The following is a 13,599-nucleotide window of genomic DNA, read 5'->3' on the forward strand; positions in this document are numbered from 1 at the left end:
GCTGCGAAGAACGGTTTTCACTCGAGCAACGTGCCAATTCGATCGGGGTCATCCTATCCGCCTTCCAATCCAATTGGGTAGCTCACCTAAATCTACGGTAGATGCTAATATTCTAATTGCCGGCCTGAATGCCACCCTCGGGCCGGACAGTGCAGCGTCCGACGACTGCCCCCATCCTTTGTCGTCGGACGCACCCCTCAATATTGGCGTCAGCTTTGAACGGCAGGTCGCTTTCCCCGAGAACTTGTCATCCACTCATTAGGTCAGTGCCGTGCAGTCGGGGATGGGCTAATACTGCCCGTCCGCGGAATCAGCGTCTGCGGTCTTCTCAGGACTTTTGTCTCTGCCAGGTTTGGGGCTTCGACCATTTGAGGTTCCGCCGGTATCGCTGTTCTTCCGGTCGACCATGGCGCGGAATTCGGCTTCCGGGACAGGCGGGCTGAAGTAATAACCCTGACTCTCCGAGCAACCGGCCTTGATGACCATGTCGAGTTGGGTTTGCGTCTCGACGCCCTCCGCCGTGGTCAGCATCTTGAGATTGCGACCGAGCGTAGCGATGGACTGGACGATGGCAAAGCTGTCGGGCCGGTTTTCTAGATCGCGCACGAAACTGCGATCGATTTTCAATTTATCGAAGGGGAAGCGCTGCAGATAGTTCAGCGAAGAATAGCCGGTGCCGAAATCGTCAAGCGCGATGGTCAAGCCGAGCGAACGCAGCCGGTTCAGTACCTCGATGTTCGCCGCATTGTCCCGCAAGAGCACCGACTCGGTGATTTCCAGCTCCAGCCGCCGTGCATCGAATTCCGTGAACTCCAGCACACTCTTGACCATATCGACCAGATCCGTCTGACGGAACTGAACCGGAGAGAGGTTGACCGAAACGCGCACGTCCTCGGGCCAGTTCAGGGCATCCTCGCATGCCCGTTGCAGCACCCATTTGCCGAGCGTATCGATGAAGCCGGTTTCCTCCGCCAGCGGGATGAATTCGGCCGGCGGGATCAGCCCGCGCTCGGGATGGCGCCAGCGCACCAGTGCTTCGCTGGCGACGATCTTGCGGGTCTTGTGCGAAATCTGCGGCTGATAGTGAATCTCGAATTGCCCAAGCTTGATGCCATGACGCATATCCGCCTCCAGATTGCGCCGGTTCTGGAGATCCTCCTCCATCTGCGGGGAGAAGATGCGGTAGACTCCCTTACCATCGGCCTTGGCCTGGTATAGCGCCAGGTCGGCGTTCTTCATCAGTTGGCCGGTATCACCGCCAGCGCGCGGTGCTACCGCGATGCCGATGCAGGTGCTGACAACGATCTCGTTGCCATCGACACGATAAGGCCGGCTGATGCTGGCAATGAGGCGCTCCGACAAATCGCGGGCGCTGTCGAGGGTGGAGTCCAGGCACCGATGCAGCACGGCGAATTCGTCACCGCCCAATCGTGCCACGATGTCATGTTGTGACGCGGTGTTGCGCAGCCGCCTAGCGACCTTGCGCAGCAACACGTCGCCGACGGGGTGGCCCAGCGTGTCGTTGACTTCCTTGAAGCGGTCGAGATCGAGATAGAGTATGGTGAATAACTGGCCGCCGGCCGCCAATCCGCGCAGTGCGTGACTGACGCTTTCCCAGAACAGCAGCCGATTGGGCATATCAGTGAGTGCGTCGTGATGGGCCATGTGCACCACACGATCCTGCGCGCGGTGACGCTCGCTGACATCCTCGAAAGTGCAGACCCAACCGCCCTCAGCCGTCGGCTCGTGCGATACGGCCAGCACCATGCCGTTCGCGAGATGATGGATATGGTCGCTGAGCACGGCGATGTCGTTCCGGACACGCGCCTTATCGCCAGCAACGCTAGGCGGCCCGCTGGTTGATAATCCAGGAGGCAGCAATTCGGGCGCGATGAGATCAGCCAAGGGTGTGCCCAGCTTCGCCCGGACTTCGTCCAGACCGAACAGGGCCAGGAAACGGGGATTGTGAACGACGACGCGATATTGGTCGTCGAGCAGGCAGAGGCCCAGCGACATGGCCTCCATTGCCGCATCGAACCGGGCATTCTGGATCGCCAGGGTCTGCTCCTTGGCCTGCAGGATCTTCTGCGCCCGGCCCAGAAGGCCATTGTGGATGAGCAGCAGCAGAATCAGCAGGCAACCGCCTATGAGCATGCCGACGGTGACCCATGTCAGGGCCAGTTGCAGCGCGAGGAGGCCGCGCCGGTCTTCGGCAATGCGCGCCGAATACCACATGTTGCTGTCGCTGGAGAGCCGCGCCAGCTTCGGATAGATCGGCTCCAGGATCGCAAGGATCCGCGCCGGTGTGCCAGGCACAGAAAGCTGGCTAAGCAGTGGGCGGGTCTGGTTGAGCGCCTCTTCGAGGTCGTCGAGGGTCTCGCCGATATGAGGGTTGGATTGTACGAACTTCTCGACCCCGTTGGATCGCAGGGTCTTGAGGCGATTGACGACGATATCGAAGCGCAGCCTGACTTCGTGTGCATCGACCTGGCCATCGTTCATGCCCATGGCACTGACGCGCTGTTCGAGCCTGGTGAACTCACTCGGAGCTTGGGCTATCGTCCAGGTGATGTTGCCCAGGCCGACATCTTGCAGGGCGGTCTGGCGCTGGAAAACCAAGGCGGAAATATAGATCGCCGAGGTGATGAAACCCAGGATCACAATGATCAGCGCTGTGCGGAGATAGCGCATGCGGCCCCGGGGCTATTTCACGGAGATTGCCTTGACCTGCCAGACGGCACGACCGTGATAGGGCTGTCCCTGCAGGATGGGGTTGCTGTCGAATGGATACATAACAAAGAACGGGCCCTGATCGTCGATAGGCATATATGCGCCATTGCGCTTGACGGCAAGGATCGTGCCGAACTTGGTGAAATCGCTGGTCGGGATATCGACGCTATAATCATTGAGGGCGATGACGGTGGCCGTCGAACCTTGGGCCTTGGCCTTTTCAAGCAACAGCGCCATTGGCACGCCTTCGAAGTTGACGACACCTTCGTTCCAAGGCGTCGAAGTCTTGATCGACACGAGGCCCATCGCCTCAAGCTGATTGCGATCGAAGGTCACCGAGCCCGAGGAACCGGTAATCGTCACCGACGGCACGTCCTGCGCCAGGGCGGGCGCGACGAACAAAGCAAGGACTGCAAAAATAACTGAGGCGAGAAGACGCATTGAGGGTCCGATGCTTTCGGGGTATGGGCCTTGCCCGTTCTATCTCCAGCCTGCACAACTGGCTGTTAAAGATCGGTTAAGTTCCACAGGGCGATGGAAACAAACTTAACAGCTCAAGATTTAGCGTAGCATTTGTCGGAATTCGCTGATCTATTTTCAGCTCGGTAAGATCCCGGTTACGTGCCACTGATCTGCACTTTTGCTATGAAGTCGACGGATGCCGATATGGATTTTCTCGGCAGCTTCGGCGGCTTTAAGGACGTTGCGATTTCATCTCCCCATCAATCATCCCGAAGACGTGCAGTGACCAAACCAAAAAGTGACTGGCGCGACAGCACTTCTCCTTGCTACTCCTCGATAGTGAGCAAGTGCAACAAATTCATGATAGATACGGTCCCCCGGCTTGCCCGCAACGGTTGGCGTTGCCAGCAAGAAAAATAGTTCAGCTTTTTGTTGAACTCATACGCTTTCCAACTGCGCCGCTCAATACAGAATGCGTCACGCCACCGGCTGCATAACTCCGAGTCGCTCGATTGGCGGGCGGCGATGATCTATTGCAGCAGGATCGCGCGGAAGTCGTTGACGTTCGTGCCGGTCGGGCCGCTCACAAAGAGGTCGTCGATAGCGGCGAAGGCCGACCAGCTGTCGTTGCGCTGAAGGAAGTCGGCCGCATCCCTCTTTCGATCGGCAAGCCGGGCAACGGTGGTGCCATCGGCGAAGGCGCCGGCATTGTCCTCCGAGCCGTCGATGCCGTCCGTGTCGGCGGCGAGCGCTGAGATGCCCTTCTGGCCGGAAATGGCGCAGGCGAAGGACAGGAGGAACTCGCTGTTGCGGCCACCTTTGCCCTGGCCCTTGATCGTTACCGTGGTTTCCCCGCCAGACAGAAGAAGCATGGGGTCTTGCGACGCCAGACCTCGCTGCAGGATCTTGGCGACGATCGCCGCATGTTGGCGACCGACCTCCGATGCCTCGCCCTCGATGGCATCGGACAACACGATGGTCTCGACGCCGGCCTTGCGGGCGACATCGGCGGCGGCATCCAGCGCGATGGCCGCCGAAGCAACGAGCTTCACCTCGTTGCGAGCGAAACGAGGGTCCGAGGGCAGGGGCGGCTCATCCCTGCCCTCTTCGAGATGACGCATCACCGCGTCGGGCAAGTCGAGACCGTAATGTTCTATGATCGCAAGTGCATCTACACGGGTCGTCTCGTCGGCGATGGTCGGGCCGGAGGCGACCAAGGCTGGGTTGTCGCCGGGGATATCGGAAACGACGAGGGAGACGACCCTTGCCGGATGGGCAAAGGCCGCCAGCCTCCCTCCCTTGATGCGCGAGACCTGCTTGCGAACGGCATTCATGGCGCCGATCGGCGCTCCGGAGGCAAGCAGGGCCCGATTGACGGCGATCTCGTCGGCAAGCGTGAGATCGCCGGCCGGCGCAGGCAACAGTGCCGAGCCGCCGCCGCAGATCAGGGCGACGACCAGATCGTCTTCCGTAAGACCATTTACCGCTGCCATCAATCGATCTGATGCATGCAGACCGCTTTCGTCCGGCACGGGATGCGCGGCCTCGAGAACCTCGATGCGCTCACACGGCACGGCATAGCCATAACGCGTGACGACGACACCGGAGAGCGGTGCGTCCCAAAGACGCTCGAAGGCACGCGCCATCTGCGCCGCCCCCTTGCCGGCACCGACCACCACTGTCCGACCTTTCGGCTTTTCAGGCAGATGGGGAACCAGTGCCTTATCCGGATCGGCGGCTGCGACCGCCGCATAGAACAGCTTTTCCAGAAAGGCGCGGGGATCGGCGATATCAGGCATCGGATTTCTCACATGTTACGCGACGGGATGGTTCGCCATGCGCTCCAGCGCCTTGACGAGACCGGAATGGTCGAGTCCGCTATCGCCATTGGCGGCGCATTGGTTGAAAAGCTCCTGCGTCGCCGCGGTGTTCGGCAGCGAGACGCCGAGCGCCTTGGCACCCTGCAGGGCGAGGTTCAAATCCTTCTGATGCAGCGAGATGCGGAATCCGGGTTCGAAAGTGCGCTTGATCATGCGTTCGCCATGTACTTCGAGGATGCGCGAGGAGGCAAAACCGCCCATCAAGGCCGAGCGCACGCGAGCCGGATCGGCGCCGGCCTTGGAGGCGAAGACAAGCGCCTCGGACACGGCCTCGATCGTCAATGCGACGATGATCTGGTTGGCGACCTTGGTAACCTGGCCATCGCCGCAATCGCCAACGAGGGTGATGTTCTTGCCCATCAGTTGGAAGAGCGGCAGCGCCCGCTCGAAACTGGCTTCGGAACCGCCGGCCATGATGGAAAGCGAGGCGTTCTTGGCGCCGACTTCGCCGCCGGAGACGGGCGCGTCGATATATTCGGCGCCGGTCTCGCGAATCTTTCTGGCGAATTCCTTGGTCTCGATCGGCGAGATCGAGCTCATGTCGATGACGAGTTTGCCCTTGGACAGGCCGTAGGCGACGCCGTTCTCGCCGAAGAGCACGTCCTTCACTTCAGGTGTATCCGGCAGCATCAGGATGATGGTGTCGACGGTTTCTGCGAGCGCCTTCGGCGTTTCGACGAATTGCAGGCCGTTGTCGAGCAGCTCCTGGCGCGGCGGAATGGAAAACTTTGATGTGACGACGATGTGGCCGGCATTTTGCAGATGACGCGCCATGGGAGTGCCCATGATGCCGAGGCCGATAAATCCGATATGTGCCATGCTGTTTAGCTCCTGATATTGAGAATGGCTGCGCTTTCGGCGTGGCGGCCTGCTGCGGCAAACCAGCCGAGCCCCGCCGCGGTCGTGGTGCGGGGCTTGTATTCGCAGCCGATCCAGCCGTCATAGCCGAGTGCATCAAGCGCTTCGAAAACAAAGGGGTAGGCGATCTCGCCGGTGCCCGGTTCGTTGCGACCCGGATTGTCGGCGAGCTGCACATGGGCAATCCGTGTCTGATGCTTCCTAAAGGTGCCGATCAATTCGCCCTCGGTGCGCTGCTGATGATAGAGGTCGTACTGAATGAACAGGTTGTCGCTGCCGACCTCGCCGATGATCGAGGCTGCCTGATCCGGCGTGTTGAGATAGAAGCCGGGAATGTCGAACCGGTTGATCGGCTCGATCAGTAGCCGGATCCCGTGCTTGCCGAGCTCTTCCGCCGCATATTTGAGGTTGACGATGAAGGTAGTCCGCAGCACCTCATCGGGCACGCCGGCCGGCGCAATGCCTGAGAGGCAATTGATCTGGCTGCAGCCGAGGGTCGTCGCATAGTCGATCGCGGAAGCAACGCCGCGGCGGAATTCGTCGATACGATCGGGCAGGATCGCAATCCCGCGTTCGCCGCCGGCCCAATTACCAGCTGGCAGATTGTGCAGCACCTGCGTCAGGCCATGGCGATCGAGTTCGGCGCGCAGCGTTTCCTTCGTAAAATCGTACGGAAACAGATATTCGACGCCCTCGAAGCCCGCCCTGGCGGCCAGCGCGAAGCGATCCAGAAACGGCGCCTCGGTGAAGAGCATGGTGAGATTGGCCGCAAATTTCGGCATTGTGTTCCTCCTTCAGTCTAGCAATGCGAGGATTGCGGTCGGTGCATCCTCGCCGCGTTCGGCAAGCTCCTCGAACTCGACGACCGCATTGATGTCGGCGCCCATGGCGATGTTGGTGACGCGCTCCAGAATGAATTCGATGACGACGGGAACCCGATGCTCCGCCATAAGTTGCTTTGCTGTCGTGAACGCTTCCTGGAACTCGTTCGGGCTGCGCACGCGGATCGCCTTGCAGCCGAGGCCTTCGGCAACGGCGACATGGTCGACGCCATAGCCCGGTTCCGCATTATCAGTGGCATTGATGTTCTCGAAGGCGAGGCTGACCTCGAAATCCATGTTGAAGCCGCGCTGGGCCTGGCGGATGAGGCCAAGATAAGAATTGTTCACGACCACATGCAGGTAAGGGAGCTTGTGCTGCGCGCCGACGGCCAGCTCCTCGATGAGGAATTGGAAGTCGTAGTCGCCCGACAGCGCGACGATCGGGCGATCCGGATCGGCGGCGCGCACGCCAAGTGCTGCCGGCAGCGTCCAGCCGAGCGGGCCGGCCTGGCCGCAATTGATCCAGTTACGCGGCTTGTAGACGTGCAGGAACTGCGCGCCGGCGATCTGGCTAAGCCCGATGGTCGAGACATAGCAGGTATCGCGATCGAAAGCCTTGTTCATCTCCTCGTAGACACGCTGTGGCTTCAGCGGCGTCTGGTCGAAATGCGTCTTGCGCAGCATGGTCCGCTTGCGCTCGCGGCACTCCTCGGCCCAGGCCGACCAGTCGCGCAGCTTGCCTCCGGTCTTCCATTCGGTCGCGACGTCGAGGAGGAGCTTCAGGGCGGCACCCGCGTCCGAGACGATGCCGAAATCAGGAGCAAAGACACGGCCGATCTGAGTCGGCTCGATATCGACATGAACGAAGGTTCGCCCTTCCGTATAGGTCGAAACATTTCCTGTATGGCGGTTCGCCCAGCGATTGCCGATGCCGAAGACGAAATCGGAGGCAAGCAGCGTCGCATTGCCGTAGCGATGCGAGGTCTGCAGCCCGCACATGCCGGCCATCAGGGGATGATCGTCCGGGATCGTCCCCCAGCCCATCAGCGTCGGGATGACCGGGACGCCTGTGATTTCGGCGAATTCGACGAGCAGGTCGGAAGCATCGGCATTGATGATGCCGCCGCCCGCGACGATCAGCGGCCGCTCGGCCGCGTTCAGCATGGCAAGCGCCTTTTCCGCCTGTGCCCGCGTCGCCGAGGGCTTGTAGGGGGCAAGCGGCGCATAGGTGTCGATATCGAACTCGATCTCGGCGAGCTGGACGTCAACGGGCAGATCGATGAGCACAGGGCCAGGGCGACCCGAGCGCATCGTATGGAATGCCTTCTGGAAGGCGTAAGGAACCAGCGCCGGTTCCATGACGGTCACGGCCCACTTGGTGACGGGGGCTGCGATCTTGGCGATATCGACGGCCTGGAAATCCTCCTTGTCCAGACGGGCGCGCGGCGCCTGGCCGGTAATGCAGAGGATCGGGATGGAATCGGCGGAAGCCGAATAAAGGCCGGTGATCATGTCGGTGCCGGCAGGTCCGGACGTTCCGATGCAGACACCGATATTGCCGGCGCGAGCGCGGGTGTAGCCCTCGGCCATATGGCTTGCACCCTCGACATGGCGGGCAAGTACATGGCGGATCGAACCACGTGCCTTCATTGCGGAATAGAAGGGGTTGATCGCAGCGCCGGGAACGCCGAAGGCGCAATTGACGCCTTCCTTTTCCAGAACCAGCACCGCGGCATCGACTGCGCGCATCTTCGCCATGAGATTTCCTCCGTTTCTGGATCGAAGGTACCGCATGGGTGAACAAGCGCAATCTAAAAATGGAAATTAATCCCATCATATGGAAATAAACATTTTCAACGAATCTGGAACAATCGCGGCGAAGCGGATATGTCATGAAGCCCAAGCGGGTCGCGCCAAATTGTGCGGCATGCGTTTGGTCTAGAGTGAGCGTCATGGCGGAAAATCGGGAAAAGACGAGGGGCAGACCGGGCCGGAAACCGGCAGGGAACGCGGCGGCTTCATCCGTCCAAGTGCTCGATCGCAGTCTGAAACTCTTGGAGTTGGTGGCGCAAGCCGACGGCGCGGTTTTGACCGATCTCGCTGACCGGTCGGCCATGGCGCCTTCCACCGTCCACCGGCTACTGACGTCTCTTGCTCAGCACGGCATGGTGGCGCATGACGATGAGACCGGCGCATGGACGATCGGGGTGAAAGCCTTCGAAATCGGAACCGCCTACTTGCGCTTCCGCAAGCTTGGCACGATCAGCCGACCTTTCCTCAAGCAGTTGATGGAGGCATCCGGTGAGACCGCCAATATCGCCATCGAGGAGGACGGTGACGTCGTCTTCATCTCGCAAGCGGAAAGCCACGCGCCGATGCGCGCCTTCTTCCGCCCTGGCCGCCGCGGGCCGATCCATGCATCGGGCATAGGCAAGGCAATCCTCTCCACCTGGGCGGACAGCGAGATAAAGACTTTGCTCCAGGAGCGTCCGTTGCAGCATTTCACCGACAAAACCCGCGACACTCTGCCTATGCTGCTCGCGGATATGGACGAGATCCGCTCGCGCGGCTGGTCGATCGACGATGAGGAACATACGCTCGGCATGCGATGCGTGGCGGCGCCAATCTTCGATGAATATGGCGAGGCTATTGCCGGAATTTCGATTTCAGGCCCGGCTGTGCGGTTGCCGGATGAAAGGGTTGCTGCGCTCGGCCCTGTCGTGCGGGCCGCAGCGGAAGAATTGACGAAGGCAATGGGTGGACGCTCGAAGCGGACCTGAACGTCTTCGCCGCCGTCTCTCCCGAGACGACGGCGTTGCCGGTCCGCCACATTTACTTGGTCAGGCGAGCTGCAGTTGTTCGCGTAGCGTCGTATCTGTCTTCTTACCCTTGGTCTTCATCGCCTTGCCGGCGACATAGACTTCGGCAACGCAACGGTCATCACCCATGGTCTGAAGGATAAAGAGCTCCTCCGCCAATGAGGTTGTCGTGCGCATGCGGAATTCCATGGCCGACTTGGCGCTGGAATCCAGCACGACGATATCGGCGTCCGCGCCCGCCTGCAGCGAGCCGATCTGCTTTTCGAGACCGAGCGCCAGGGCGTTGCCGCGCGTCATGCGATAGAAGGAGTTGAACGGCGTCAGCCGCTGCCCCTGCAGATGCAACACCTTGTAGGCTTCATCCATTGTTTCCAGCATGGAGAAGCTGGTCCCGGCGCCGACATCGGTTGCGACCGACCAGCGCGCGCCAAGCCTGTCGAACTGTGCGGCGTTGAAAAGTCCCGAGCCGAGAAAGAGGTTCGAGGTCGGGCAGAAGACACCCACCGCGCCGGTCTCCGCAAGCACCGCGACTTCCCGTTCGCTCATATGGATACAATGGCCGAGCAGCATGCGGTCGTTGAGCAGACCGTAGCGAGCATAGATATCCGTATAATCCTTGGCCTCGGGGTAGAGAGAGGTGGCAAAGGCAATCTCATCCCGATTTTCCGAGAGATGCGTCTGGACATAGCAGTCCGGATGCTCGGCGACGAGCGCCTTGCTCATTTCCATCTGCTCGGGCGTCGAGGTAATCGCAAAGCGAGGGCTGATGGCATAATGCGCGCGGCCGCGGCCGTGCCACTTCGCAATCAGCCGCTTTGTTTCGTCATAGCCGCGCTGCGGCGTATCGCGCAGCGCCTCCGGCGCGTTGCGGTCCATCATCACCTTACCGCCGATCATACACATGCCGCGCGCTTCCGCCGCCGCGAAATAGGCGTCGACGCTTTCCGGATGCACCGAACAATAGGCAACCGCCGTCGTCGTGCCGTTCGACAGGAGTTCGTTCATGAAGCGGTCGGCCACTTCGGCCGCATGGGCGGCGCGGGCGAACTTCTGTTCCTCGACGAAAATATAGGTGTTCAGCCATTCGAGCAGCTGCGCGCCATAGGAGGCGATCGCCTGCGTTTGCGGAAAATGAAGATGCGTGTCGATAAAGCCCGGCAGGATGAGGTTCGGGCGGTGATCCGCGATCCTGATGCCGGCATCCGCCAGCTTTCTCACGTCGCCATAGATGCCGATTTCCACGATCTTGCCGTCGTGGACGAAGACGGCGCCGTCCTCGATATAGCGATAGGAGGCGGTATCATCGATGCCTTGTGGCTCGGCAAGGAAGGTCAGCACGCGGCCACGGATCAGGACTTCGTTCATTGGGTCTTCTCCCCATTGACGGCACTTTCATACCAGGAGACGAGCAGGCGGCGCTCCTCGTCGGTTATGTGAGAGGCGTTGGCGGGCGGCATGGCGTGGCTGCGGCCGGCCTGCAGGTAGATCTCGCGCGCATGGGCGGCGATATCGCGATCGGTCTCGAACATCACGCCCTTCGGCGGAGCGACGATGCCCTCCCAGCTCGGCTCCTTCGCATGGCACATGGAGCAGCGTCCCATCACGGTATCGCGGACCTTTGGAAAGTCCTGCGCCGTTATGAAGGGCTGCTGGATGGCAGAGACCTTCGTTGCGGGTTCGCCGGTCAGGATCTTCGGTACCGTGGAGAGCCACATGATAATGATGAAGAGCACGACGGTGATCAGCCAGGTCCAGGTCGGGTTGCCGGCATTGGCGTGGCGGGTGTTGAACCAGTGGCGGATGGTGACGCCCATCAGGAAGACGAGCGAGGCGATGATCCAGTTGAATTGTGTGCCGAAAGCCAGCGGATAGTGGTTCGACAGCATCAGGAACAGCACCGGCAGCGTCAGGTAGTTATTGTGGGTTGACCGCTGCTTGGCGATCCTGCCGTATTTCGCATCTGGCGTACGCCCGGCAAGAAGGTCGGCGACGACGATCTTCTGGTTCGGAATGATGATGAAGAAGACGTTCGCCGACATGATCGTCGCGGTGAAGGCGCCGAGATGCAGGAAGGCGGCGCGGCCGGTAAAGAGATGGGTATAGCCCCAGGCCACCGCCACCAGGATGAAATAGAGCGCCACCATCAGCCGCGTATTGTCGTTGCCGAAGGGCGACTTGCAGATCAGGTCGTATAGGAGCCAGCCGCCGGCGATCGAGCAGAGCGAAATGGCGATCGCCACCGGCTTGGAGACGTCAAGCACGGCCGGGTCGATCATGTAGAGATCGGCGCCGGCGTAATAGACGAGACAGAGCATGCCGAAGCCCGATAGCCAGGTGACGTAGCTTTCCCATTTGAACCAGACGAGGTGGTCCGGCATGTTGGCCGGCGCCACCAGATACTTCTGGATATGGTAAAAGCCGCCGCCATGCACCTGCCACTCCTCGCCATAGGCGCCAGGCGGCAGGGCCGGATGTTTCTTGAGGCCGAGGTCGAGTGCCACGAAATAGAATGACGAGCCAATCCAGGCGATGGCGGTGATGACGTGCAGCCAGCGGACGGCGAATGTCAGCCAGTCCCAGGCGATGGCATATTCATACATGGGAACTCCTCCCGGCCTTCATGGGCCTGATCTTCACGGGACTGTTTGCCATCGGGCGATTTTCTCGAAAATCCCGGTGAATCCGCCAACACTTTCAAAAAAATCTATAAGATGAACCCTGGTTTGTTCCGCGCGCCAATGTGGTAGAAAGAGCCATGTCCTATCTTGATAATGTGCGTGTCTTCGTTCGCGTGGTCGAACTCGGTACCCTTTCGGCGGCAGGCCGCGACCAGCGCGTCACGCCTGCGGTGGCGAGCAACCGCATCAAGGAACTCGAGCGTCACCTTGGCGTGCGCCTCTTCAACCGCACCACGCGTAAGCTCTCGCCGACCGAGCATGGCCGCGTTTTCTACGAAAAAGCGGTGAAGATCATCGAGGCTGTCAATGAGGCGGAAGCGGCGATCGCCGATCTTTCGCGAAACCCGAAGGGATCGCTGAGGATCACCGCGCCGCTCGGCATCGGCCGAAGGCTGATCGCCTCGGGCATTCCGGAATTTCATGACAAATATCCGGATATCGAAGTACGCTTGCGCCTGTCGGACCACAATGTCGACATCCTCGCCGAAGGCGTCGACGTCGCCTTCAAGCTTGGCGTGCTGGAGGATTCGAACCTGCGCATGCGCGGTATCCTCAATTGCGAGCGGGTGCTTTGCGCATCACCTGCCTACCTTGCAAGTCGTGGCGTGCCGGCGAGCGCGGATGCGTTGATCGCCGACAAGCATGACTGTCTCTTGCTGCGCTATCCGGGATCGAAGGAATATTACTGGACGCTGATGACGGCGGAAGGTACCCGCAAGTTCGAGGTCGCGGGCCCTTATGACAGCGACGATGGCGATGTGCTGACACAATGGGCGCTGGAAGACCGCGGCATCATCAACAAGCCGCTATTTGAAGTGAAGACCTATCTCAGGGAAGGGCGATTGGTGGAGATCCTGAAGGAAAGTCCGCCAGCTCCGGTTCAGCTCGCCGCCATCTATCCGCACAAGCGTTTCCAGGATCCGAAGGTCCGCCTGATGATCGATTTCATGGCGGAGCGCTGTCAGCGGCTCATCGGCAAGCTGCTCGAGGACGAGCCAGTGGCCGCAGCCTCGTGAATCGAACGCGACAGATTGATCTCCACTTGGCTCAATTCAGTGAAATCACATATGACTATCGGTGGTCATATGGAGAGGCGGCATGAAGGAAATCCAGCTCAAGGATGCGAAGGCGAGGCTTTCGGCCGTGGTCGATCAAGCGGTGGCCGGTGAGCCGACCGTTATTACCCGCCATGGCCGGAAGGAAGCGGTGCTGGTTTCCTTCGAGGAATGGCAAAGGGTCTCCAAAGTACCTGATTTCCCCGATCTGCTTCTCGCCTTTCCCGGCGAGCCCGCCGATATTCCAGAGCGATCGCGAAAGCCCGCGCGCTCATTGCGTGGAAACGGCTTCTGAT

The 13,599-nt window shown here is 60.4% G+C and carries 11 protein-coding genes; 3 read left to right on the forward strand and 8 right to left on the reverse strand.

From position 1 onward, the window contains the following. Positions 1-288 precede the first annotated feature (288 nt). The 6 genes from AC13QY_RS06555 to gcl form a co-directional block, all read right to left on the reverse strand. Positions 289-2,691 (reverse strand): putative bifunctional diguanylate cyclase/phosphodiesterase, encoded by a 2,403-nt coding sequence (locus tag AC13QY_RS06555; protein ID WP_488492977.1) that lies wholly within the window; start codon positions 2,689-2,691, stop codon positions 289-291. Between the two features lie 12 nt (positions 2,692-2,703). Then, positions 2,704-3,171 carry a putative pterin-binding protein gene (locus AC13QY_RS06560; protein WP_488492978.1) on the reverse strand — a complete coding sequence of 156 codons (468 nt, stop codon included), beginning with the start codon at positions 3,169-3,171 and terminating at the stop codon, positions 2,704-2,706. A gap of 551 nt (positions 3,172-3,722) precedes the next feature. Next, positions 3,723-4,991, reverse strand: coding sequence for a glycerate kinase type-2 family protein (locus tag AC13QY_RS06565; protein ID WP_488492979.1), 1,269 nt, complete (start codon positions 4,989-4,991; stop codon positions 3,723-3,725). A gap of 15 nt (positions 4,992-5,006) precedes the next feature. After that, positions 5,007-5,891 carry a 2-hydroxy-3-oxopropionate reductase gene (glxR, locus tag AC13QY_RS06570; protein WP_113331739.1) on the reverse strand — a complete coding sequence of 295 codons (885 nt, stop codon included), beginning with the start codon at positions 5,889-5,891 and terminating at the stop codon, positions 5,007-5,009. A gap of 5 nt (positions 5,892-5,896) precedes the next feature. After that, positions 5,897-6,712, reverse strand: a complete 816-nt coding sequence (hyi, locus tag AC13QY_RS06575; RefSeq protein WP_488492980.1) for a hydroxypyruvate isomerase — start codon at positions 6,710-6,712, stop codon at positions 5,897-5,899. Between the two features lie 12 nt (positions 6,713-6,724). Continuing rightward, positions 6,725-8,509 (reverse strand): glyoxylate carboligase, encoded by a 1,785-nt coding sequence (gcl, locus tag AC13QY_RS06580; RefSeq protein ID WP_488492981.1) that lies wholly within the window; start codon positions 8,507-8,509, stop codon positions 6,725-6,727. A gap of 194 nt (positions 8,510-8,703) precedes the next feature. Between gcl and bhcR the strand changes: the two genes are divergently transcribed. Continuing rightward, on the forward strand, positions 8,704-9,531 hold the full coding sequence (gene bhcR, locus AC13QY_RS06585) for an HTH-type transcriptional regulator BhcR (protein ID WP_113331742.1): 828 nt from the start codon (positions 8,704-8,706) through the stop codon (positions 9,529-9,531). A gap of 60 nt (positions 9,532-9,591) precedes the next feature. Here the strand turns inward: bhcR and guaD are convergent, their stop codons facing one another. Together guaD and AC13QY_RS06595 are read right to left on the reverse strand one after the other, a co-directional pair. Then, positions 9,592-10,935, reverse strand: a complete 1,344-nt coding sequence (gene guaD, locus AC13QY_RS06590; protein ID WP_113331743.1) for a guanine deaminase — start codon at positions 10,933-10,935, stop codon at positions 9,592-9,594. After that, positions 10,932-12,170, reverse strand: a complete 1,239-nt coding sequence (locus AC13QY_RS06595) for a urate hydroxylase PuuD (protein ID WP_488492982.1) — start codon at positions 12,168-12,170, stop codon at positions 10,932-10,934. Before AC13QY_RS06595 ends, guaD begins: the two co-directional genes overlap by 4 nt. Before the next feature lie 155 nt (positions 12,171-12,325). On the opposite strand from AC13QY_RS06595, the gene AC13QY_RS06600 reads away from it, so the two are divergent. Next, positions 12,326-13,264: a LysR family transcriptional regulator gene (locus AC13QY_RS06600; RefSeq protein ID WP_113331745.1), complete on the forward strand. Its 939-nt coding sequence runs from the start codon at positions 12,326-12,328 to the stop codon at positions 13,262-13,264. 82 nt (positions 13,265-13,346) lie between these two features. Next, on the forward strand, positions 13,347-13,598 hold the full coding sequence (locus tag AC13QY_RS06605; protein WP_488492983.1) for a type II toxin-antitoxin system Phd/YefM family antitoxin: 252 nt from the start codon (positions 13,347-13,349) through the stop codon (positions 13,596-13,598). Position 13,599 lies beyond the last annotated feature (1 nt).

It is taken from the genome of Martinezella sp. CNPSo 3795, from assembly GCF_057784475.1.

Excerpts from the sequence above, each read along its gene's own strand:
- glxR (WP_113331739.1), bottom strand. The coding sequence starts at position 5,891 with ATGGCACATATCGGATTTATCGGCCTCGGCATCATGGGCACTCCCATG.
- AC13QY_RS06600 (WP_113331745.1), top strand. The coding sequence starts at position 12,326 with ATGTCCTATCTTGATAATGTGCGTGTCTTCGTTCGCGTGGTCGAACTC.
- guaD (WP_113331743.1), bottom strand. The coding sequence starts at position 10,935 with ATGAACGAAGTCCTGATCCGTGGCCGCGTGCTGACCTTCCTTGCCGAG.
- AC13QY_RS06565 (WP_488492979.1), bottom strand. The coding sequence starts at position 4,991 with ATGCCTGATATCGCCGATCCCCGCGCCTTTCTGGAAAAGCTGTTCTAT.
- gcl (WP_488492981.1), bottom strand. The coding sequence starts at position 8,509 with ATGGCGAAGATGCGCGCAGTCGATGCCGCGGTGCTGGTTCTGGAAAAG.
- AC13QY_RS06595 (WP_488492982.1), bottom strand. The coding sequence starts at position 12,170 with ATGTATGAATATGCCATCGCCTGGGACTGGCTGACATTCGCCGTCCGC.
- AC13QY_RS06605 (WP_488492983.1), top strand. The coding sequence starts at position 13,347 with ATGAAGGAAATCCAGCTCAAGGATGCGAAGGCGAGGCTTTCGGCCGTG.
- AC13QY_RS06560 (WP_488492978.1), bottom strand. The coding sequence starts at position 3,171 with ATGCGTCTTCTCGCCTCAGTTATTTTTGCAGTCCTTGCTTTGTTCGTC.
- hyi (WP_488492980.1), bottom strand. The coding sequence starts at position 6,712 with ATGCCGAAATTTGCGGCCAATCTCACCATGCTCTTCACCGAGGCGCCG.
- bhcR (WP_113331742.1), top strand. The coding sequence starts at position 8,704 with ATGGCGGAAAATCGGGAAAAGACGAGGGGCAGACCGGGCCGGAAACCG.
- AC13QY_RS06555 (WP_488492977.1), bottom strand. The coding sequence starts at position 2,691 with ATGCGCTATCTCCGCACAGCGCTGATCATTGTGATCCTGGGTTTCATC.